We start from the raw sequence: 18,852 nt of genomic DNA, 5'->3' as shown, positions 1-18,852 counted from the left end.
GCGGGTCCTCAGAACAGGAAGTAGCGCTGCGCCATGGGCAGCACCTTGGCGGGCTCGCAGACGAGCAGCACGCCGTCGGCGCGCACCTCGTACGTCTCGGGATCGACCTCGATGCGCGGCAGCGTTCCATTGCGCAGCATGCTGCGCTTGCCGATCCCGCCGCGGCAGTTGCGTACGGCGGCGAGCGGCCGTGACAGGCCGATCCGCCCGGCGATGTCGGCGTCGATCGCGGCCTGGGAGACGAAGGTGACCGACGTCGCGCGGCGCGCGCCGGCGAAGGCGCCGAACATGGGGCGGTAATGCACCGGCTGGGGCGTGGGGATCGATGCGTTTGGGTCGCCCATCAGCGACATGGCGATGGCGCCGCCCTTCAGCACCATCTCGGGCTTCACGCCGAAGAAGGCGGGGCTCCAGAGCACCAGGTCGGCCATCTTGCCGACCTCGACGCTGCCGACGTGCTCCGCCACGCCCTGGCTGATCGCGGGATTGATCGTGTACTTCGCGATGTAGCGCAGTGCGCGCTGGTTGTCGTTGTCGCCGCGTTCCTCCGGCAGTCGGCCGCGCTGCGCCTTCATCTTGTGCGCGGTCTGCCAGGTGCGGATGATGACTTCGCCGACGCGGCCCATCGCCTGGCTGTCGGACGACATCATGCTGATCGCGCCGATGTCGTGCAGGATGTCCTCCGCCGCGATGGTCTCCTTGCGGATTCGGCTTTCGGCGAAGGCGACATCCTCCGCGATGCGCGGGTCGAGGTGATGGCAGACCATGAGCATGTCGAGATGCTCGTCCACCGTGTTCACGGTGTAGGGCATGGTTGGATTCGTGCTGCTCGGCAGCACATTGCCCTCTCCCACCAGCCGCAGGATGTCGGGCGCGTGGCCGCCACCCGCGCCTTCCGTATGGAACGCCTGGATGGTGCGGCCGCGGATCGCCTTGATCGTCTCCTCGACAAAGCCGCTCTCGTTCAGTGTGTCGGTGTGGATGGCGACCTGGATGTCCATCGCATCCGCGACCGACAGGCAGGTGTCGATCGCCTTCGGCGTCGTGCCCCAATCCTCATGCAGCTTGAGCCCGCAGGCGCCGGCGCGGATCTGCTCCTCGAGCCCCGCCGGCAGCGCCGCGTTCCCCTTGCCAAGGAAGCCGAGATTCATCGGGAAGGCCTCGGCCGCCTCCAGCATCCGCGCCATGTGCCAGGGCCCGGGCGTGCAGGTGGTGGCGAGCGTGCCGTGCGCGGGCCCCGTGCCGCCGCCGAACATGGAAGTGACGCCGGAGGCGAGCGCCTCCTCGATCTGCTGCGGGCAGATGAAGTGGATATGCGGATCGATGCCGCCCGCGGTCAGGATCCGGCCCTCGCCGGCGATGATCTCGGTACCCGGGCCGATCACGATGGTCACGCCCGGCTGCGTGTCCGGGTTGCCGGCTTTGCCGATCGCGGCGATTCGCCCGTCCTTCAGCCCGACATCCGCCTTGAGGATGCCGGCGACCGCATCGAGGATCAGCGCGTTGGTGATGACGGTGTCCATCGCGCCGTCCGCGCGCGTCACCTGCGACTGGCCCATGCCGTCGCGGATCACCTTGCCGCCGCCGAACTTCACTTCCTCCCCGTAGGTGGTGAGGTCGCGCTCCACCTCGATGATGATGTCCGTGTCGGCGAGTCGCACCCGGTCGCCGACCGTGGGCCCGTACATGCCGGCATAGGCGGCGCGGGAGATGCGCGTGGCCATCAGAGGGCTCCTTCCGTCTCGCCGCGGAAGCCGTGCACCACGCGGGCACCGGCATAGGGAATGAGTCGCACCTTGCGCGATTGCCCCGGCTCGAAGCGCACCGCCGTACCGGCGGGGATGTCGAGCCGACAGCCGCGCGCTGCAGCACGGTCGAAGCGCAGCTTCGGGTTGGCCTCGGCGAAGTGGTAGTGGCTGCCGACCTGCACAGGACGGTCCCCGGTGTTCGCCACCTCCATCTCGATGGCGGCGCGGCCGGCGTTCAACTCGATGTCCCCGGCGGCGGGGAAGATTTCGCCCGGGATCATCGGCGTGCTCCCTTCCGGCTGGCCGCTGGCTTCTTCGCGGCGGCCTTCGGCTTGGCCTTCGGTTTCGCCTTGAGCTTTGCCGTCGGCTTCGGCTTCGTCGCCGCAGCCCGCTTGGGCTTCGCCGCAGCACTGGCCTTTGCCTTGGTCGGCTTCGCCACCGCATCGCGGATCGGGTTGTGGACCGTCACGAGCTTGGTGCCGTCCGGGAAGGTGGCCTCGACCTGGATCTCGTGGATCATCTCGGCGATGCCGTCCATCACCTGCGCGCGGGTCAGCACGCCCGCGCCATCGCGCATCAGCTCGGCGACGCTGCGCCCATCCCGCGCGCCTTCGACGACGAAGTCGGTGATCAGCGCCACCGCTTCGGGGAAGTTCAGACGCAGGCCACGCTCCAGCCGGCGGCGCGCGACGATCGCCGCCATCGCCACCAGGAGCTTGTCCTTCTCGCGCGGGGTCAGGTTCATCCGGGGCCGCTCCCTCGCCGTTCGCGTGTCATCATGACCGTTCTCCGCTCAGCACGTCCACAGCCGCGGCAGCACGGCGGGCAGGCCGAGCACGTCGCGCCGCACCTGCCGAATCGCCGCACCGATGCTCTCCCGCAGCGCGGTCGCGGCGCCGAGCCAGCGCAGCAGCACGAGCCCGGGCCGGGGGATCGTCGCCGGCATGCCAGCCTCGCGCAGCATGTCGCGTGCCGCGAGGCTGTCCTTTGGCAGGGCGAGCAGGAGCGTCGCCAGGGCCTCGGCGCCGCCAAGCCCGAAGGGCCGGTCGATCTGCACGACCGGCGCCGGCCCGAGCGCGAGCCCGTCGGCCCAGAGCAGGCGCCCATCGCGGGAGACGCGCCAGGAATCGCTGAGGCTGCCACTCGCGAAGCGTTCCTCCCGCGCACGCCGGCCGAAGACAAGCATCTCTGCCATCACCAACGTCGCATCCGCGGCGATCGACACCTCGATTCGGCGCGCAAGGCGCGCGCCCTCGAACAGGATCGTCTCCTGCGGAATCCACTCGAGCAGTGCGCCGGGGCCAGCCTCGAGCCGCGTGGCGATGCGCGTCTCCGGACCGAGGCTGCGATAGATCTTCTCGGCAGCGGGCGTGGAGAGCGTCGCGCGCGCGCTCGCATCAAGCATGACGTCGATCGTGACCTCGTCCCCGCCCGCCAGCCCGCCCGCCGTGTTCACCAGCGCAGCGAGCGGCATCTCTCCCGGTTCCGGCGTGGGGAACAGGATCCGCATGGGGGAGGACTGGTCGAGATGCGCGAGGCGCGTGTCACCGCGCGCATGGGTGAAGCGCAGCGCGCAGCCCCCCTTCGCGCGCTGATGCCTCGGTGCTGCGGCGGCCATCCCCATTCCTTCAACCTGCCACGCGCGCGGCACGATGCAAGCCGGCCGCGCCCGCCTAAGGAATGGGCAGGTGCTGCCGCGCGATCAGGCGTTCGGCCGCAGCATCTGCCGCAGCACCACGCCGTCCGACAGAAGGTCGAACCCCTCGTTGATCTGGTCGAAGGTGATGCTGCTGGTCTTCAACTTGTCCACCGGCAGCTTGCCGCGGCGGTAGAGGCCGAGCAGCCGCGGCAGGTCGCGCTCCGGCACGCAGGAGCCCATGTAGGACCCCAGGATCGAGCGCTCCTCGCTGACCAGGCTGGCGTGCAGGTAGGAGACCTGCGCGTTGATGTTGGGCAGCCCGGCGCTGATCGTGCTGCCGCCGCGCGCCGTGATGGCGATGGCGAGTTGCATCGCCGGCACCGTCCCGGCCGTCTCGATGACGGTGTCGAGGCCGCCATCCGTCGCCTCCCGCACCTGCGCGGCGCAATCCTCGTTGCCGGCGAGGAAGGTGTCGGTCGCCCCCCATTGCTTCGCCAGGTCCAGCTTCATCGGGTTGGTGTCGATGGCGATGATGCGTTCCGCGCCCGCCGCGACGGCGGCGAACAGCGCGTTCATCCCGACGCCGCCCAGGCCGATGACGCCCACCGCCTCGCCGGCCTGCAGATTGGCGGTGTTCAGCACCGCTCCTGCCCCGGTCATCACGGCGCAGCCGAAGATCGCGGCATCGTCGAGCGGGATGTCCTTGCCGATCTTCACCGCTGAACGCCGCGCCACCACCGCGTACTGCGCGTAGAGCGACAGCCCCGAATTATGGTTGATCGGCGTGCCATCCAGCCGGCGCAGCTTCTTCGTCCCCGTCACCAGCGTGCCCGCGGCGCGCGCGGAGTTGCCGGACGGACAGATGTTCGGCCGCCCGCGCACGCAGTAGCGACAATTTCCGCACGACGAGGCGAAGACGGTGATCACATGGTCGCCCGGATTCAGGTCCGTGATCCCCTGCCCGACCTCCCGCACGATGCCCGCGCCCTCATGCCCGATGACGATGGGCAGCGGGCGCGGCCGCTGGTTCTCGATGGTGGAGAGGTCCGAGTGGCATAGGCCCGCGGCAGCGACCTCGATCATGATCTCGCCGGGGCCGGGCGGGTCGATCTCGACTTCCTCGACCACCAGCGGGCGCGTGGTGGCGTAGGGGCGCGGCTTGCCCTGCTCGAACAGGATCGCGGCCTTCATGCGCATGGTCAGTTTTCCCCCATATGCGCGGCGCGCCATTCGGCGATCAGCGCGTCGCTGGCGCGGATCATGTCCTCCACGCCGTTGTAGCCGTGGAAGGAGACGCGGACACGCCCCCGCCCGTTCCACGCCAGCACGCCGCGCCGATCCATCCCCGCGCAGATCGCCCCCGCATGGGGGCTGGCGACGCAGACGCTGGCGCCGTGGCGCGCCGGGTCCGCCGGGGTGGTCGAGGCGATGCCCGCCTCGGCGAGCCGCGCCAGCATGCCGGTGGTCAGCGCCTGCACATGCCGCTCGATCCGCGCCGCGCCGAAGCGCTCCAGATAGTCGAGCGCGCCGTCCAGAACATAGAGCCCGAGATGCGCCGGGTTGCCGCGCGTGAAGACGCCGGCGTCGGACAGCAGTGCCGGCCGCGCGGACCAGTCCGGCCGCGCCATGGAGGCAATGGAATGCCATCCGGCCGTGCTCGGCGCCCAGCCGGGCAGCCGCGCCCGATTCCAATACGCGATGCCGACGCCCGTGCATCCCAGCACCCACTTGTAGCAGGCGGAGAAGGCGAAATCGGCGACGTCGGCCGCGATGGGCATCCAGCCCGCGCCCTGGGTGAAGTCGACGACCAATAGCGCACCGACACGGTCGGCCGCAGCCCGCAGCGAGGCCAGGTCGCAGCGAGCCGCGGTGAGGAAGGAGACGGCGCTGACGGCCACGATCCGCGTACGCTGGTCCACCGCCGCGACGACGGAAGAAGGATCGGCGATCCGCGCGAATTTCAGCGCGACCTCCGGATATCGCTGCTGCGCGACGGGCGCGACGACGGAAGGATACTCGTCCGGGTCCACCACGACATTGTCGCCGGCTCGCCAGTCGAGGCTCTCCACCACCATGGAGACGCCCTCGGCGACGGAGGAGACGAAGCCGATCGTCTCCGGTGCCACGCCGAACAGGGCGGCGGCACGGCCGCGGGCGGACTCCATGACGGCTTCCTGGCGCGTCCGGCCCGCGGGGCCTGCCGACTTGTCCTCGGCATAGGCAGCGAAGGCGGCGTCGTGGCGCTTCAGGAAGGGGGTCTCGCCCGCTGCGCAGACATGGACGATGCCGGGCGGGATGCGGAAGTCGGCGGGATCGAAGAGTGGCGCGGTCACCATGCGCGCGGCCTCAGATAATCGGCGCGTCGTCGGGATCGACCGCACGACGCACGAAGCCGTCGGCGAGCGGCGCGTATTCCTCCCACAACCGACGCAGTGCGGGCAGCGGACGGGGATCCTTGTCGATGCGGAGATCGACATAGGGAAAGCATTCGCGATGGACGACGAGCAGGCAGGCGGACGTCACGTCGCCATGCTCGCCACCCGCGTCCTCTCCCGCCTCCAGGGCGCGGAGAAGCCGCTCCGCCAGCGGCTGCTCGGGGCCGGCGAGGAAGGCGGCGGCCATCGCCTCCGGCACGCGGGGGCTCGAGAGGATGTTGCCGAGCGCGACCACGTCCGTGCCATGCGCCACGCCACGCTCCGGCTTCACATTCGCCCCGTCGAAATGCGCGGTGCGGCCCGCCGCGTCCATCACGGCCAGCTGCCGCCAGCGGTGATGCGGCGTGGAGGCGGCCAGCGCCGCAACCGCTTCCTCCGCCGAACAGCCCGATCGCAGCAGGTCGAGACCGCGCGGGCCAAGGCGCGGATCGGTCCGGTGCTGCGTCAGCACGCCCCCGATGCCGGCCGCGAGGAAAGGCACGCGCGTCCCGACCGCGATGGAGGAGGTCGTCACGGCGGCGCCGAACTGGCCGGTGCGCGCGCAGCGGCCGAGGAGCGAGAAGGTCATGCACCGCATTCAAGGCCCGCCGCGCCGCTTCGTCCAGGCGGCTTCCCTCCGAGCACGCATCGGGTGAACATGCCGCATGGCCACGATCGACATCCCCAAGGCGGGCTTCCGCTTCATCCCCGCCGTCATGCAGTATTCGGGCGGCGTCGCGGCGCTACCAGGCTTCCGCCTGGAACGCGCCCGCTTTGCGCAACCGGTGCCACTGGCTGAAGGCTGGCGGCGGATCGCGGCCTTCCTCGATGGCATCGGCCGCCCACGCACGTCCTTCGCGGCCTGCGAGTTGCGATCGCCCGCCCCCTTCACCGAAGCCGGCTTTGCCACCTTCAACGCCGCCTATGCCGGCGTGCTCGGCGAATGGGGCGTGATCCGGGACGGCCGCAACCCCGTCGCGCGCAGCAATGTCTGCCCACGCCTCTCCCCGCCCGGCGAGCCCTGCTTCCACGCCTTCGTCTACACCGTGCCCGATGCTGGCGCGGCGCCGTCCTTCGCCGTGGCCGGCAGCGGTGAAGCCCCCGAGGGCAAGGGCAACTACCGCGACCACATCGTGGCACTCGACGACACCTCGCCGGCGGGCATGCTGGCCAAGGGGCGCTGGGTGCTGGGGGAGATGGAACGCCGGATGGGGCTGCTCGGCTTCGACTGGGCCGCGACGACGGGGGTGCAGGCCTACACCGTGTACCCGATGCCGCCGGCGCTGACCGATGACATCGTCGCGTGGGGCGCGGCGCGCCATGGTCTCACCTGGCAGGATTGCCGCCCGCCGGTCGAGGGCCTGGACTACGAGATGGACTGCCGCGGAATCGCGTTCGAGCGGGTCCTGCCCGGCTAGATCGGGTCCCGCACCAACGGCGCGGTGGAGCAGTGGATGCCGCCGCCGCCGAGATACACTTTGTCATAGGTGACGAGGCGGACCGAGATCCCAGCCTTGTCAAGCGCCTCCTGCGTGCGCGGGCCGACCTGGTCGCTCATCAGCACGCGGCCTGGCGCCACGGCCAGGCAATTGATGGCCCAGGACGGATCCTCGTGGTTCAGGGGGATCATCCGGATGCCGAGACGCTTCAGTTCCTCCATGAAGACGAAGGGCAGGATCACCGGGTTCACCAGCGCGACATCGTGGGCGAGCATGACGAAGGCGCCGTCGATGTGGAGCCGGTAGCCGGGGATCTGCACGCGGATCAGCCGCGTGCCCTGCAGGGCGAGCAACTCCTCCATCTGGCGCGCGCCTTCCTCGTTGACTCGGGAGGAAACGCCGATGACCGCGACATCGGGCCGGATATACGCGAAGGATCCGCCTTCCATCAGCCCGGTGCCGGCGATGGTCCGCAGGATCGGCATGCCGATGGCGGCGAGGGTTTCCGTCACGGGCCGTTCCTCCCCGCGGCGGATGCGCGGGCCGAGGCGCGTCACCACGGCTCCGCCATCGAGGGCGACGCAGGAATCGCGCGTGTAGATGGACTTGTGCCGGCCGGGGGCTGCGCGATTGAGCATCACGACCTCCACGCCCTCCTCCCGCAGCGCGGCGGCGAGCGCATCGTGCTGCGCCTGCTGTTCCGCCAGCGAGGGGATGACTTCGCCGCGCCAATAGGCCCCGGTGGCGGAATCGCCATAGGCGCCGAGCTCGGGGATCAGCGGCAGGCCGTCGAGGACCTTCATCTCCTCCCCGGGCCTGTGCATCAGCACGGCGCGCAGCCGCCCGATGTCCGAATTGCAGCCCCAGCGGCGGCCCCAGCCGAATTCCTGCTCGCCAGCGCTGTTGAAGGCGGGCTCGGCTTCGGAATGGAAGCGCTCGATCAGCATGTTGTAGCGGTGGTCGAACTCGCTCATCGCCTGGGCCATGGCGTCAGCCTCCCTCGGTGCGCCGACGCAGAGCCCGGTCGGCAAGCAGCAGCAGCAGCGTGAACAGGATCAGCAGCACCGCGACCGCGGCCATGGCCGGGTCGAGATTCTCGTTGATCCCATCCCAAATCCGGCGCGGCAGGGTAAAGACATCGCGGGAAGCGATGAACAGCACCATCACCAACTCATCCCAGGAATGGATGAAGGCGAAGATGGCGCCGGAGAAAATGCCGGGCGCGATGCGCGGCAGGATGACCCAGCGCAGCGTCTGCGACAGCGATGCTCCCATCCCCCGCGCCGCCTGCTCGAGCCGCGGATCGAAGGCCGCAAGCGCCGTGGAAACGGTGATGACCACGTAGGGTATGCCGGTGACGCCATGCGCGATCACAACGCCCAGGAAGCGGTCGAGCAGCCCGAGCGGCCCGAAATAGCGATAGAGGCCGATGGCATAGACGATGGAGGGGATGATGAGCGGCAGCAGCATCAGCACGCGCACCAGGTCGGTCGCCCGGCGGGAGATCCGCCAGCAGCCGATGGCGCAGAGCGTGCCCGCTACGACGGACAGAACCGTTGCGGCGAGCGCGATGGTGAAGGACTGCCAGATCGATCCGAGCCATTCCGCCGAGCCCAGAACCGTCTGGAAATGGCGAAAGGAAATGCCGTCCTGCGGCAGGGACAGGAAGCGCTGGTCCGTCAGAGCCACCGGCACCACGATCAGGATCGGCAGAACGAGGTAGAGCGCGGTGACCCAGGCGAGGCCGCGTCCGAAGGGGCCAGGGCGATAGGCGCCGTCCATGATCCTACGCCCCCGTCCCGAAGATGCGCCGCAGGTCGACGATGCGCGAGAAGATCGCCGGCGTCACCAGGATCGCCACCACCAGCATCGTCGCCATCATGGTGCCCAGCCCCCAGCGGATCAGGTCCAGGATCTGCAGCCCGATCCACTCCGCGACCATCAGCGTCTTGCCGCCGCCGAGGATCGCCGGGGTGATGTAGAATCCGAGCGAGAAGATGAAGACCAGAACGCCCGCGGCAATCACGCCCGGCAGCGACAGCGGCAGGAAGACGCGGCGGAACACCGCCCCACGGGAGGCACCGAGGCCGCGGGCAGCCGCCAGCAGGCGCGGGTCGATCTCCTTCATGCTGGCGAGCATCGGCAGCACGGCGAAGGGCACCATGTAGTGCACCATGCCGACCACGATGCCGAATTCGTTCCAGACGAGCGGCAAGGGCTCCGTGATCAACCCCGCTTCCATCAGCGTATTGTTGACGAGCCCCTGCCGGCGCAGCAGCGTCACCCAGGCGAAGGCGCGCACCAGCACCGAGATCCAGAGCGGCACGAGCACGGCGAGGATCCACCAGCCCTGCGCCTGCGGCGTGGCGAGCGTGATGGCATAGGCGATGGCATAGCCAAGCAGCAGCGCCAGCGCCGTTGTGATGACGCAAATTCGCAGCGTCGTCAGAATGACGCGCTGCACGGCGCCCGAGGTGAACAGCCGTTCGTAGTTGCCTAGGCCGGGCTCCGGCTCCGTCACGCTGATCGCCAGCACCTGCACGATCGGCGCGATGTAGAAGACGACCAGCAGGAGGAAGGCGGGAAGGATCAGCCACCACCAGCCTGCGCTTGCACGGCCAGCGGCGCTCACCGTCCGTCCTCCTCGACCGGCACCGCGGCCTCGGCCGCCCAGCCGAGGCGGACCGTCAGCCCTTCAGCCGGCGCGATCGGCGCCTTCCAGGCGGGCAGCGTCGCGCGCACCTCGCCCAGGCCGGGGACATCGACACGCAGGGCGAAGCCGGCGCCGAGATAGGCGAAGCCTGCGATGCGCCCCTCGACGGTATTGTCGGCCACGTCGCCATCGAGCAGAAGCGCGACCTTCTCAGGCCGAAGCGACACCACGCTGCGCGCGCCGACGCTTGGCGCATCGATGCCTGGCGGCAGGGCCACGACGATCTGCGTTCCACCGGCCTCAAGCCCGAAGCCGCCCGCCACGACGGCGCGGACCGTGCCTTCAAGGAAATTCGACTTGCCGAGGAAGTCGGCGACGAAGCGCGTTCGCGGGCGTTCGTACAGGTCGGTCGGCGCGCCGGCCTGCACGAGTTTCCCGTGATTGAGGATGGCGATGCGGTCGGAGAGCGACAGCGCCTCCTCCTGGTCATGCGTCACGTTAATGAAGGTGCGGCCGACGCGGCGGTGCAGCGCCTTCAACTCCTCCTGCAACTCGGCGCGCAGCTTCTTGTCGAGCGCGGATAACGGCTCGTCCAGCAGCAGCAGGTTCGGCTCGAACACCAGCGCGCGCGCCAGCGCCACGCGCTGTTGCTGCCCGCCGGACAACTGCTTGGGCAGGCGGTCAGCAAAGAAGCCGAGTTGCACAAGGTCGAGCGCCGCGCGCACCTTCGCATCCCGGTCGGCGCGGGACAGGCCGCGCACGCGCAGCGGGAAGGCGACGTTCTCCGCCACCGTCATGTGCGGGAACAGGGCATAGCCCTGGAACACCATCCCGAAATCGCGTCGTTCCGGCGGCAGGGGCGTGATGTCGCGCCCATCGAGCAGGATCGCGCCCTCGCTCGGGGCGACAAAGCCCGCCACCGCCATCAGGATCGTCGTCTTGCCGGACCCGGACGGGCCGAGCAGGGTCAGGAATTCCCCACGCGCGACGTCGAGCGACACCCGGTCCACCGCCGTGAAGTCGCCGTAGCGCTTGGTCAGGCCGCTGAGCGCCAGCGCATGGCCACCAAGGTCGCTCATGCGCGGTAATCCGGCTGCTCGCGATCGAGTTTGCGCCGCAGCGCCTGCCAGGGCAGCCATCCCTTGGTAGGCCCTTCCCCGAACTGGTCGCGCGCGCGCCGCACCACGGGCGCCGGGGGCATCGACAAGGGCACGCCGGAAGACTGCGCGGCCAGTTGGATCCGGCAGGCCTGCTCCAGGTAGTACATCCAGTAGAACGCCTCCGCGACCGTGCGGCCCACCGTCAGCGTACCGTGTTGGCGCAGGATCATGCAGGGCCTGTCGCCCAGGTCGCGCACCAGCCTTTCGCGTTCGGATAGATTGTCGTCCGCTGCGATGCCCTCGTAGTCGTGGATCGCGACGCGGCCGTCGAACTCGATGCTCATCTGGTTCAGCGGGAGGAGTCCGCCGGTCTGCGCCGCCACCGCCATGCCGGCCAGCGTGTGTGTATGCATCACGCACATCGCATCCTCCCGCCCTCGATGGACGGCAGAATGGATGACGAAGCCGGCGGGGTTCACGGGCCAGGATGTTTCCTGCAGCGGCTCGCCATCCGCATCGACGATGACGAGGCTGCTCGCCGTGATCTCCTCGAACAGCATGCCGTAGGGGTTCACGAGGAAACGGTGCCCCTCCCCCGGCAGGCGTGCCGAAAGATGCGTGAAGACAAGGTCCGTCATGCCGAACAGCGCGATCAGGCGATAGGCGGCGGCGAGATCCTCCCGCACCTCCCGCTCGGTCGGAATGCGGTTCGGGTCGGGGCGGATGGGCGGGGGCGGCAGGGGCATCAATAGCCTCGCGCGGGATCATAGACGTTGGGCAGTGCCTCGCCGCGAATCACGCGCGCGATGCAGTCGGCGACATACCGCGCCCGTTCCCGCCGGCTCGGCAGGCTGCCGACATGGGGCGTGACGATGGCCTTCGGATGCGTCCAGGCGGGGCTGTCGGGCGGCAGCGGCTCGGGCTCGAACACGTCGAGCACCGCACCCGACAATTGGCCGTCGTCCAGCGCCGCGAGGATGTCCGGCAGCACCTGCTGCGCGCCGCGCCCGACCTGCACCAGACCAGCACCGCGCGGCAGGCGCTCCAGCAAGGGCGCGGCGATGATCCCCTTGGTCTCCGGCGTCGCGGGCAGCAGGCAGACCAGCACCTCGCTCCGCGCAAGGAAGGCGTCGCGGCCTTCCGCGCCGGCGAAGGTCTCGATGTCCGGCAGCGCCTTCGGCGTGCGCGACCAGCCGATGACAGGGACCCCGAGACCGCGGAGCATCGCCGCGGCGCGCTGTCCCATGGCGCCGAGGCCCATGATGCCGACCGTCCTTTCCGACGCGGCGAAGGGTGCCTCGAAGTAATCCCAGGTCGAGCGCGCCTGGGCGATCGCCATGCGGCGGGCGTCGCGGCTCAGGGAGAGCACGGCCCAGCACACGAATTCACCCATGCGCTGTGTCGCCTCGGGCGGCACGCAGCGGACCAGCGGCACATGGCGCGGCAGGCCGGGATCGGCCGCGATCAGGTCGACGCCGGCGCCAGATCCGAAGATGGCGCGCAGCCGCGGCAGACGCGCGAGCCGCCCCGGCTCCGGGTCCCATACCAGCGCGAAGTCCACCGTGGCGGGATCGAGCGTCGCGTCGTCCCACCAACGCAGGTCGAGCCCGGGCGCGAACTCGGCGAAATGCGCCCGCCATTCGGGGAGGGCGGCCTCGCCCCCCGACTTCACCACCAGGATCACGGGGGCGGATCAGCCCGTGATGGTGTCGATGAAGTCCGCGTTGGCCTGCTGGTAGTTCTGGCCCCACCAGTTGCCGTCAAGGACCACCTGCACGCGGGCATTCTCAGGATCGGTCGGATTGTTCCGGCGCAACTCCTGCGGCACCATGGCGGCCGCGCGCGGGTTGGTCGGCCCGTTGCCGAGCAGTTGCAGCAGCCCGACCTGCGGCTCGGGATTGGCAAGCATGGAGGCGAGCAGTCGCTGCGCCATCTCGCCCCCGGGATTGCCGCGCGGCATGACGAAGATGCCCGCCTGCAGCAGCGCCTGCGGCCAAATGAACTTGATGCGTCCGTTCGTCTCGCGTTCCAGCACCGTGGCGCGGGTGTGCCAGATCTGGCCCATCACCGCCTCCCCGGTCCGGAGGAACTGCTCGCTCTCGCTGCCGCTGTTCCAGTAGACCGCGTTGCGGCGCAGTTCCGCGACCTTCCGCAGGCAGGCGCGGATGTCGAGCGGATAGAGGTTGGCCGGATCCTTCCCGAGCGCCATCTGCGCCGCGTCGAGCGTGGCCAGGGCATCGCGCCGCATCAGCCTTGTGCCGGGGAAGCGCCGCAGGTCCCAGAAGTCTGCCCAGGAGGTAGGCCCGCCCTGCGGGAACTTCGAACTGTCGTAGGCGAGCACGCTGCTGAAGGAATAGGGCGCGGCGCCGTATTCCAGCGCGAAGCCCACCGGCAGCGTGTCCTCCCGCTTCACGATCGAATAGTCGACCCGCGTCAGCAGGTTTTGCCGGCCGAGCAGGTTGGAGGAGGACGCCGAGGAATCGCATAGATCCCAGGTGACGCGCCCGCTTTCCACCATCGACCGGATACGGCCGGCAGACGGCCCTGTGCTGTCCTGCACCACCGTCCAGCCGGAATTCGCGGCCATGAAGGGCTCGCCGTAGAAGCGGCCGAAGCCCTGGTTGGCAATGCCGCCCCAGTTGACCATCACGAGTTGGCGCGCGGCCTGCGCAACTGCGTCCCCGCCGGCCAATGGCGCAACGCCGAGTGCAGAGAGCGCCGCGAGCAGCCCGCGTCGTCCGATCTCCCCGCGCCTGTACTTCCGCACCGCAAGGTCCACGCAATCCTGCTGGAAGGTCTGCATCACCGTCTCTCCTCATCCTGCCCGGGCGCCTGGGGGCGCCGGCCGATGCCTGGCGGACACGTCGCCATGCCCCGCCGTGGCATCCCCACTTGCGATGGCCGATGCGCCGGCGTGAACTCTCCCGGCGAAATCTGACCATGGGCAGGATGATCCGGCAATGACCCTCGCGACAGGGATCTTCGCTTCCGGCTTCAAGACGACGCCCTGGTGGTGGGACGCCGCCGAGCCGCCGCGGCGCGACAGCGTGCTGCCCGACCATGCCGGCGTCGCCGTCGTGGGCGGCGGCTATGCGGGACTATCCGCCGCGCTGACGCTCCGGCGCCTCGGCCACGACGTCGCCGTGCTGGACGCGGAGCGGATCGGCTGGGGGGCTTCCTCCCGCAATGGCGGCATGGTCTCGGGCGGGCTGAAGGTCGCCTCCGGCGCGCTCGAGAAGGCGCATGGGGCGGACAAGGCCCGCGCTATCGCCGCCGCCGCCGCGGCCTCCTTCCCCTTCATCGAGGAGACGATCGCGCGGGAGGCGATCGACTGCGACTACGTCCGCTGCGGCCGCTTCGTGCCGGCCTGGACCCGCAAGCACTACGACGCACTTTCCGCGAAGGCCGACTTCATAGCGGAGGTCACCGGCCTGCCGACCCGCATGCTGCCGCGCGATCGGCAGCGAGAGGCGCTCGGCAGCGACCATTATCATGGCGGCATGCTGGCCGACGCGTCTGGCAGCCTGCATCCCGGCAAATATGCGCGAGGCCTTGCGGACGCCGCCGATCGTGCCGGCGCCCGCCTGGTGGACGGCGTGCGCGTCGGCGGCATCCGGCAGGACGGCGCGGGCTTCCGCCTGACCACCGACCGCGGCCAGATGCGCGCGGATGCCGTGCTGGTCGCGACCAACGGGTACTCCCGCGACGCGCATGGCAACGCAGCCCTGCCATGGCTCGCGCGGCGCATGATCCCGGTCGGCTCCTACATCATCGCCACCGAGGAACTGCCGGCCGAGACGATCGACCGCCTGTTCCCTGGTCGGCGGATGATCAGCGACACCAAGCGCGTGCTGAACTATTTCCGCCCCTCCCCCTACGGCAACCGCATTCTGTGGGGCGGGCGGGCGAGCTTCGGCCCCGCCGCGCCCGACACTGCGGCACCCGTGCTGCACGGTTTCATGACGGCGGTCTTTCCCGAGTTGAAGGAAGCGCGGATCACCCATGCCTGGACCGGCAACGTCGCCTTCACCTTCGACTTCCTGCCGCATATCGGCGTGCAGGACGGCATCCACTATGCCGCGGGCTGCCAGGGATCTGGCGTCGCCATGGCGACCTGGCTCGGCCATCGCGCCGCGCTGAAGATAGCGGGCGCGGAGAACGAGCCCTTCGCGCTGGACGGCCTCAGCTTTCCGGCACCGCCGCTCTACAACGGCAATCCGAACTGGTTCCTTCCCATCGTCGGCGGCTGGTACCGGCTGCGCGACCATATCGACAGGGTGGCCGCATGAACGTCGACTTCGTCCTGCTCAACGGCCGCATCGCGACGATGGATGCGGCGGGAACCGAGGCCGAGGCGCTTGCCGCCCATGGCGGTCGCATCGTCGCCATCGGAAGCAGCGCCGCGATGCGCGGCCATGTCGGCCCCGGCACCACGGTGCTGGACGCGGAAGGCCGCCGGGTCATCCCCGGCATTGTCGACAGCCACGCGCATCCGGATGCCTACGCCGTCCGGCTGCGGACCTGGACTCTCGTCTCGCCCGACCGTGTGAGGACGCGGGCGGAGTTGCTCGACACCATCGCCCGCGTTTGCGCCGCGCTGCCGCCGGGCCGCTGGGGTGCCTTCTACCGGCTGAACGAGCGTGCATCCGGCGGATACCCGACGCTGGACGAGTTGGACGCGGCGAGCGCGGGGCATCCTGTCTTCATCCTCCGCACCGACGGGCATCTCGGCCTCGCCAACCGCGCCGCCTTCGCCGCCTGTGGGGTACCCGCCGACGCCGCGGACCCGCCCTTCGGCGCCTTCGACCGGGACCCCGCCACAGGCGCATTCACCGGCCTGGTGCGGGAGACGGCCGCGCACATCTTCCTCAACGCCGTCCACGGCGCGGACAGCGAGGCCGACATCGCCGAGGGGATGGAGCAGGTGCAGGACGAATGCCTGCGCTGGGGCATCACCTCGGTCGCCAATTCCCTCACGCCATCCAAGGCCATCCGTGCCTACCAGGCGATGCGGCGCGAAGGGCGCTGGCGGATGCGCATGGGCATCATCGCGAGCGGCCGCGACGAGCCGTTGATCCCGCATCTGATCGGCGCCGGCATCCGCTCCGGCTTCGGGGACGAGTGGCTACGCCTGATCGGCGTCGAATGGTGCCCGGACTGCTCGACCTCTGGCCGCACCGCGGCCTATTGGGAGCCCTATGTCGGCACGCCGGTGCCCGGCGAACCGGTGCCGAACACCGGCATGCTGCTCTATGACAAGGACGACCTGACGGTGCGTGCGACCGCCGCGCACAAGGCCGGGCTGCAGGTCATGATCGAGGGCGTGGGTGATCGCGGCATCGACTTCGCACTCGACGTGATGGAAGCGGCGCTTGCCGCGCATCCGGCCGAGGATCACCGCATGCGGGTCGAGCATTGCTGCTACGTCACGCCGCCCATCCTCGCACGGCTGAAGCGCGGCGGGTTCGTCGATTCCTCGGCCACCGGCTTCATGGACGAACTCGGGGAAGCCTATGTCGCCAATCGTGGCCAAGCCGCGATGCGCCACATGTGGCCGCATCGCAGCCTGATCGATGCCGGCATCCCGGCGCCGGGCCATTCGGATTTCGCCGTCTGCCGGGTCAATCCCTTCACCGCGCTTGGCGCGATGGTCACGCGGCGGACAGCGAGCGGCGCGGAGCTCGACCCGCATGAGGCCGTGTCGCCACGCGAGGCGCTCGCCGCCTACACAACCCTGGGTGCCTGGGCGCAACGGGAGGAACTCGAGAAGGGCAGCCTCGAGGTCGGCAAGCTCGCGGACCTCGCCGTGCTGGACACCGACATCCTCGCCAGCGATCCGGCCGCGATCCGCCAGACGCAGGTGCGGGCGACCGTCGTCGGCGGTGTGATCCGGCATCGCGCCTGAGCCCCCTTCCCCGCCGGGCACGCGCCATGCGACACAGGTGACGCCGTTTCGCCGAAAGATCACGCCATGCGCCGCCTGCTCCTGCTCGCCAGCCTCGCCCTCGCGGCGCCACCCGCCTTGGCGCAAGGACTGGTGACCGAACGGACGCTCAGCGCCGCGCTTGCGCACGAAGCCGTCGCGGCGGCGGTCGAGGCCTGCGCCGGGCGCGGCCATCGCGTCACCGCCGCCGTCGTCGACCGTTCGGGTATCGTCCGGGCCCTGCTTCGCGCCGATGGCGCCGGCCCGCACACCGTCGCCTCGGCGCGCGCCAAGGCCTACACCTCCGCCAGCATGCGCGCCGGCACCAGCCAGATCCTGGAAACGGTGCGGACCAATCCCGGCGCGGCGCGGCTGCCGGACATCGAAGGCTTCCTTGTCGTGGGAGGCGGCCTGCCGATCCGCGTGGGCGACGAGGTGGTGGGCGCGATCGGCGTTGGTGGCGCGCCGGGCGGCAACATCGACGACCAATGCGCCGAGGCCGGCATCGCCCGCATTCGCGACCGGCTCGGCTAGACCAGCGTCGCGACTTCCGCGACCGTCCCGCCTTCCGCAAGGCGCAGGATGGCGTCGCGCAGCCGTGTCGCGCGCTCGGCGCCGAAGACCGGTTCCACATTGCCGCGGAACTTGTCCTCCAGTTCCGCATCCGAGAGCGGTGCGCCGGGATCGCCCTTGGGCAGCATCACCGTTTCCTGGAAGGACTGGCCGTCCTCCATGGTGATGGTGACGCGTGCGGGGAAATTCGCGGGATAGAGCCGGTTCAGCTCGGGATCCGCGATCACCTCGGTGCGCTCCAGCACGCGGCGCATGAGCGGGTCGGCGATGCGCGCCGGCGCGAACTGCGCCTGGGTCAGCCGCCCGTCCACCGCGGCCGCGGCGATGCAGTAGGGCACTGAGACCCGGGCCGCCATCACCGAGGCGACCTCCTTGTTCGAGAAGTGCGTGCGTACCGTCTCGTAGGTCTCGTTCGTGATGCGCGCGATGCGTGCCGGATCCGGCCGGTGCTTCGCAACGATCGCGAGCGTCGCCTGGATGGGCGAATGGCTCGCGAGGATCGAGGGAAAGAACTTGAAGCCGTTCTGCAGGATCTCCCATCGCGTCCCAAGCCCATCGGTCAGAGCCGCCTCCTTGGGGTCGAGCGAGAAGGCCGCGAGATAGCCCTTCGGATGTTCCAGGATGCCGGGCGGCGAGGTCATGCCGAGGGCTGCGAGTTGCGCCGAGAGCACGCCGTTCAGTGCCGCCTTGCCGGGATGGAGGCTCTTGGTCATGTCGCCGGATTCGAAGAAGGTGTTGAGCCCCGCCGCCTGCGTTCCCGCAAGCCCGAGCGCACGCTGCACCCCATCAGCATCGAGGCCCATCGCATGCGCCGCCGTCGCCGCCCCACCGAAGGTGCCGTTGGTCGCCGTGGAATGCCAGAAGCGGTAATGCGTCGGCATCACCGCCATGCCGACGCGCACCGCGACCTCATAGCCCGCGACCAGCGCGGCAAGCATGGCAGGCCCCGTCAGGCCGCGCGTCTGCGCCATCGCGAGCGCGGCCGGCACGACGACGGAGCCTACATGCAGCAGCGCGCGCTTGTGCGTGTCGTCATTGTCCGCAGCATTCACAAGGATGCCGTTGGCGAGCGCGGCGAAGGCCGGCTGCGCCGAAAGACCCGGTGCACCGATCACGCCGGCGCCGGGGTTCGCCGGATAGAGCGCGGCGATCTCCCGTGCCACGCGCGCCTTCTCAGCATCCTCCGTCCAGGCCGCGACGGCGCAACCCACGGCGTCGAGCACGACACGCGCCGCCTGCGCCGTCACCTCGGGCGGCATCGCATCCGGCTTCAGCGCGGCGACGAATTCCGCAAGCGCGCGGGTGGTCATGGCGTCCCTCCAGTCATTGCTTGCCGTGCAGCGTGGCCGCGCCAACCGCACGG

The 18,852-nt window shown here is 69.9% G+C and carries 18 protein-coding genes and 1 pseudogene; 4 read left to right on the top strand and 15 right to left on the bottom strand.

All coding sequences use genetic code 11. From position 1 onward, the window contains the following. Positions 1-8 precede the first annotated feature (8 nt). The 7 genes and pseudogenes from ureC to HW577_RS00990 all read right to left on the bottom strand — a co-directional run bounded on the left by ureC (position 9) and on the right by HW577_RS00990 (position 6,390). Positions 9-1,724 carry an urease subunit alpha gene (ureC, locus tag HW577_RS01020; RefSeq protein ID WP_198374184.1) on the bottom strand — a complete coding sequence of 572 codons (1,716 nt, stop codon included), beginning with the start codon at positions 1,722-1,724 and terminating at the stop codon, positions 9-11. Next, the gene (locus HW577_RS01015; RefSeq protein WP_198374183.1) at positions 1,724-2,029 is read right to left on the bottom strand and encodes an urease subunit beta; all 306 of its coding nucleotides are present in this window, start codon (positions 2,027-2,029) and stop codon (positions 1,724-1,726) included. The genes ureC and HW577_RS01015 overlap by 1 nt, the downstream gene beginning before the upstream one ends. A 164-nt stretch (positions 2,030-2,193) precedes the next feature. Further along, positions 2,194-2,493, bottom strand: a pseudogene (locus HW577_RS26390) (urease subunit gamma); the annotation flags it as partial. A 48-nt stretch (positions 2,494-2,541) separates the two neighbouring features. After that, positions 2,542-3,366, bottom strand: a complete 825-nt coding sequence (locus tag HW577_RS01005) for an urease accessory protein UreD (protein WP_198374181.1) — start codon at positions 3,364-3,366, stop codon at positions 2,542-2,544. An 84-nt stretch (positions 3,367-3,450) separates the two neighbouring features. Further along, positions 3,451-4,584 carry an alcohol dehydrogenase catalytic domain-containing protein gene (locus tag HW577_RS01000; RefSeq protein ID WP_198374180.1) on the bottom strand — a complete coding sequence of 378 codons (1,134 nt, stop codon included), beginning with the start codon at positions 4,582-4,584 and terminating at the stop codon, positions 3,451-3,453. Between the two features lie 2 nt (positions 4,585-4,586). After that, the gene (locus HW577_RS00995) at positions 4,587-5,723 is read right to left on the bottom strand and encodes an aminotransferase class V-fold PLP-dependent enzyme (protein ID WP_198374179.1); all 1,137 of its coding nucleotides are present in this window, start codon (positions 5,721-5,723) and stop codon (positions 4,587-4,589) included. Between the two features lie 10 nt (positions 5,724-5,733). Then, positions 5,734-6,390 carry a DUF1028 domain-containing protein gene (locus HW577_RS00990; protein WP_198374178.1) on the bottom strand — a complete coding sequence of 219 codons (657 nt, stop codon included), beginning with the start codon at positions 6,388-6,390 and terminating at the stop codon, positions 5,734-5,736. Between the two features lie 76 nt (positions 6,391-6,466). On the opposite strand from HW577_RS00990, the gene cnbZ reads away from it, so the two are divergent. Then, positions 6,467-7,219 carry a 2-amino-5-chloromuconate deaminase CnbZ gene (cnbZ, locus tag HW577_RS00985; protein ID WP_198374177.1) on the top strand — a complete coding sequence of 251 codons (753 nt, stop codon included), beginning with the start codon at positions 6,467-6,469 and terminating at the stop codon, positions 7,217-7,219. Here the strand turns inward: cnbZ and HW577_RS00980 are convergent. The 7 genes from HW577_RS00980 to HW577_RS00950 are packed head-to-tail and all read right to left on the bottom strand — an operon-like array spanning position 7,216 to position 13,796. Then, on the bottom strand, positions 7,216-8,226 hold the full coding sequence (locus tag HW577_RS00980; RefSeq protein WP_198374176.1) for a dimethylarginine dimethylaminohydrolase family protein: 1,011 nt from the start codon (positions 8,224-8,226) through the stop codon (positions 7,216-7,218). The genes cnbZ and HW577_RS00980 overlap by 4 nt on opposite strands. A 4-nt stretch (positions 8,227-8,230) precedes the next feature. Then, entirely contained in the window at positions 8,231-9,022 is a 792-nt protein-coding gene (locus HW577_RS00975; RefSeq protein ID WP_198374175.1) for an ABC transporter permease, read from the bottom strand. Positions 9,023-9,026: 4 nt separating this feature from the next. Next, positions 9,027-9,872 (bottom strand): ABC transporter permease, encoded by an 846-nt coding sequence (locus HW577_RS00970; RefSeq protein ID WP_198374174.1) that lies wholly within the window; start codon positions 9,870-9,872, stop codon positions 9,027-9,029. Beyond that, a complete protein-coding gene (locus HW577_RS00965; RefSeq protein WP_198374173.1) occupies positions 9,869-10,972 on the bottom strand; it encodes an ABC transporter ATP-binding protein in 1,104 nt (367 codons plus the stop codon). Before HW577_RS00965 ends, HW577_RS00970 begins: the two co-directional genes overlap by 4 nt. Beyond that, the gene (locus HW577_RS00960; protein WP_198374172.1) at positions 10,969-11,739 is read right to left on the bottom strand and encodes a class II aldolase/adducin family protein; all 771 of its coding nucleotides are present in this window, start codon (positions 11,737-11,739) and stop codon (positions 10,969-10,971) included. The genes HW577_RS00965 and HW577_RS00960 overlap by 4 nt, the downstream gene beginning before the upstream one ends. After that, positions 11,739-12,677 carry a 2-hydroxyacid dehydrogenase gene (locus tag HW577_RS00955; RefSeq protein WP_332837290.1) on the bottom strand — a complete coding sequence of 313 codons (939 nt, stop codon included), beginning with the start codon at positions 12,675-12,677 and terminating at the stop codon, positions 11,739-11,741. The genes HW577_RS00960 and HW577_RS00955 overlap by 1 nt, the downstream gene beginning before the upstream one ends. Positions 12,678-12,686: 9 nt before the next feature. Then, positions 12,687-13,796, bottom strand: coding sequence for an extracellular solute-binding protein (locus HW577_RS00950; protein ID WP_198374171.1), 1,110 nt, complete (start codon positions 13,794-13,796; stop codon positions 12,687-12,689). 157 nt (positions 13,797-13,953) lie between these two features. On the opposite strand from HW577_RS00950, the gene HW577_RS00945 reads away from it, so the two are divergent. The 3 genes from HW577_RS00945 (at position 13,954) to HW577_RS00935 (ending at position 17,450) form a co-directional block, all read left to right on the top strand. Then, the gene (locus tag HW577_RS00945; RefSeq protein ID WP_198374170.1) at positions 13,954-15,282 is read left to right on the top strand and encodes an NAD(P)/FAD-dependent oxidoreductase; all 1,329 of its coding nucleotides are present in this window, start codon (positions 13,954-13,956) and stop codon (positions 15,280-15,282) included. Further along, positions 15,279-16,898 (top strand): amidohydrolase, encoded by a 1,620-nt coding sequence (locus tag HW577_RS00940; RefSeq protein ID WP_198374169.1) that lies wholly within the window; start codon positions 15,279-15,281, stop codon positions 16,896-16,898. Before HW577_RS00945 ends, HW577_RS00940 begins: the two co-directional genes overlap by 4 nt. 66 nt (positions 16,899-16,964) lie before the next feature. Beyond that, positions 16,965-17,450, top strand: a complete 486-nt coding sequence (locus tag HW577_RS00935) for a GlcG/HbpS family heme-binding protein (RefSeq protein ID WP_198374168.1) — start codon at positions 16,965-16,967, stop codon at positions 17,448-17,450. Here HW577_RS00935 and HW577_RS00930 read toward each other — a convergent pair. Continuing rightward, a complete protein-coding gene (locus tag HW577_RS00930) occupies positions 17,447-18,799 on the bottom strand; it encodes an MmgE/PrpD family protein (RefSeq protein WP_198374167.1) in 1,353 nt (450 codons plus the stop codon). The two genes, HW577_RS00935 and HW577_RS00930, sit on opposite strands and share 4 nt — an antisense overlap. Between the last annotated feature and the right edge of the window lie 53 nt (positions 18,800-18,852).

The sequence above is a fragment of the Neoroseomonas rubea genome (assembly GCF_016106015.1).
GTDB lineage: Bacteria > Pseudomonadota > Alphaproteobacteria > Acetobacterales > Acetobacteraceae > Neoroseomonas > Neoroseomonas rubea.
Note: the sequence above shows the minus strand (reverse complement) of the source record. Positions and strands in the feature narration are given on the sequence as shown.

What these genes read in the sequence shown, in the direction of transcription:
- HW577_RS01015 (WP_198374183.1), bottom strand. Translation starts at nt 2,029, where the DNA reads ATGATCCCGGGCGAAATCTTCCCCGCCGCCGGGGACATCGAGTTGAAC.
- HW577_RS00960 (WP_198374172.1), bottom strand. Translation starts at nt 11,739, where the DNA reads ATGCCCCTGCCGCCCCCGCCCATCCGCCCCGACCCGAACCGCATTCCG.
- HW577_RS00975 (WP_198374175.1), bottom strand. Translation starts at nt 9,022, where the DNA reads ATGGACGGCGCCTATCGCCCTGGCCCCTTCGGACGCGGCCTCGCCTGG.
- HW577_RS00930 (WP_198374167.1), bottom strand. Translation starts at nt 18,799, where the DNA reads ATGACCACCCGCGCGCTTGCGGAATTCGTCGCCGCGCTGAAGCCGGAT.
- ureC (WP_198374184.1), bottom strand. Translation starts at nt 1,724, where the DNA reads ATGGCCACGCGCATCTCCCGCGCCGCCTATGCCGGCATGTACGGGCCC.
- HW577_RS00965 (WP_198374173.1), bottom strand. Translation starts at nt 10,972, where the DNA reads ATGAGCGACCTTGGTGGCCATGCGCTGGCGCTCAGCGGCCTGACCAAG.
- HW577_RS00980 (WP_198374176.1), bottom strand. Translation starts at nt 8,226, where the DNA reads ATGGCCCAGGCGATGAGCGAGTTCGACCACCGCTACAACATGCTGATC.
- HW577_RS00945 (WP_198374170.1), top strand. Translation starts at nt 13,954, where the DNA reads ATGACCCTCGCGACAGGGATCTTCGCTTCCGGCTTCAAGACGACGCCC.
- HW577_RS00935 (WP_198374168.1), top strand. Translation starts at nt 16,965, where the DNA reads ATGCGCCGCCTGCTCCTGCTCGCCAGCCTCGCCCTCGCGGCGCCACCC.
- cnbZ (WP_198374177.1), top strand. Translation starts at nt 6,467, where the DNA reads ATGGCCACGATCGACATCCCCAAGGCGGGCTTCCGCTTCATCCCCGCC.
- HW577_RS01000 (WP_198374180.1), bottom strand. Translation starts at nt 4,584, where the DNA reads ATGCGCATGAAGGCCGCGATCCTGTTCGAGCAGGGCAAGCCGCGCCCC.
- HW577_RS01005 (WP_198374181.1), bottom strand. Translation starts at nt 3,366, where the DNA reads ATGGCCGCCGCAGCACCGAGGCATCAGCGCGCGAAGGGGGGCTGCGCG.
- HW577_RS00940 (WP_198374169.1), top strand. Translation starts at nt 15,279, where the DNA reads ATGAACGTCGACTTCGTCCTGCTCAACGGCCGCATCGCGACGATGGAT.
- HW577_RS00995 (WP_198374179.1), bottom strand. Translation starts at nt 5,723, where the DNA reads ATGGTGACCGCGCCACTCTTCGATCCCGCCGACTTCCGCATCCCGCCC.
- HW577_RS00990 (WP_198374178.1), bottom strand. Translation starts at nt 6,390, where the DNA reads ATGACCTTCTCGCTCCTCGGCCGCTGCGCGCGCACCGGCCAGTTCGGC.
- HW577_RS00950 (WP_198374171.1), bottom strand. Translation starts at nt 13,796, where the DNA reads ATGCAGACCTTCCAGCAGGATTGCGTGGACCTTGCGGTGCGGAAGTAC.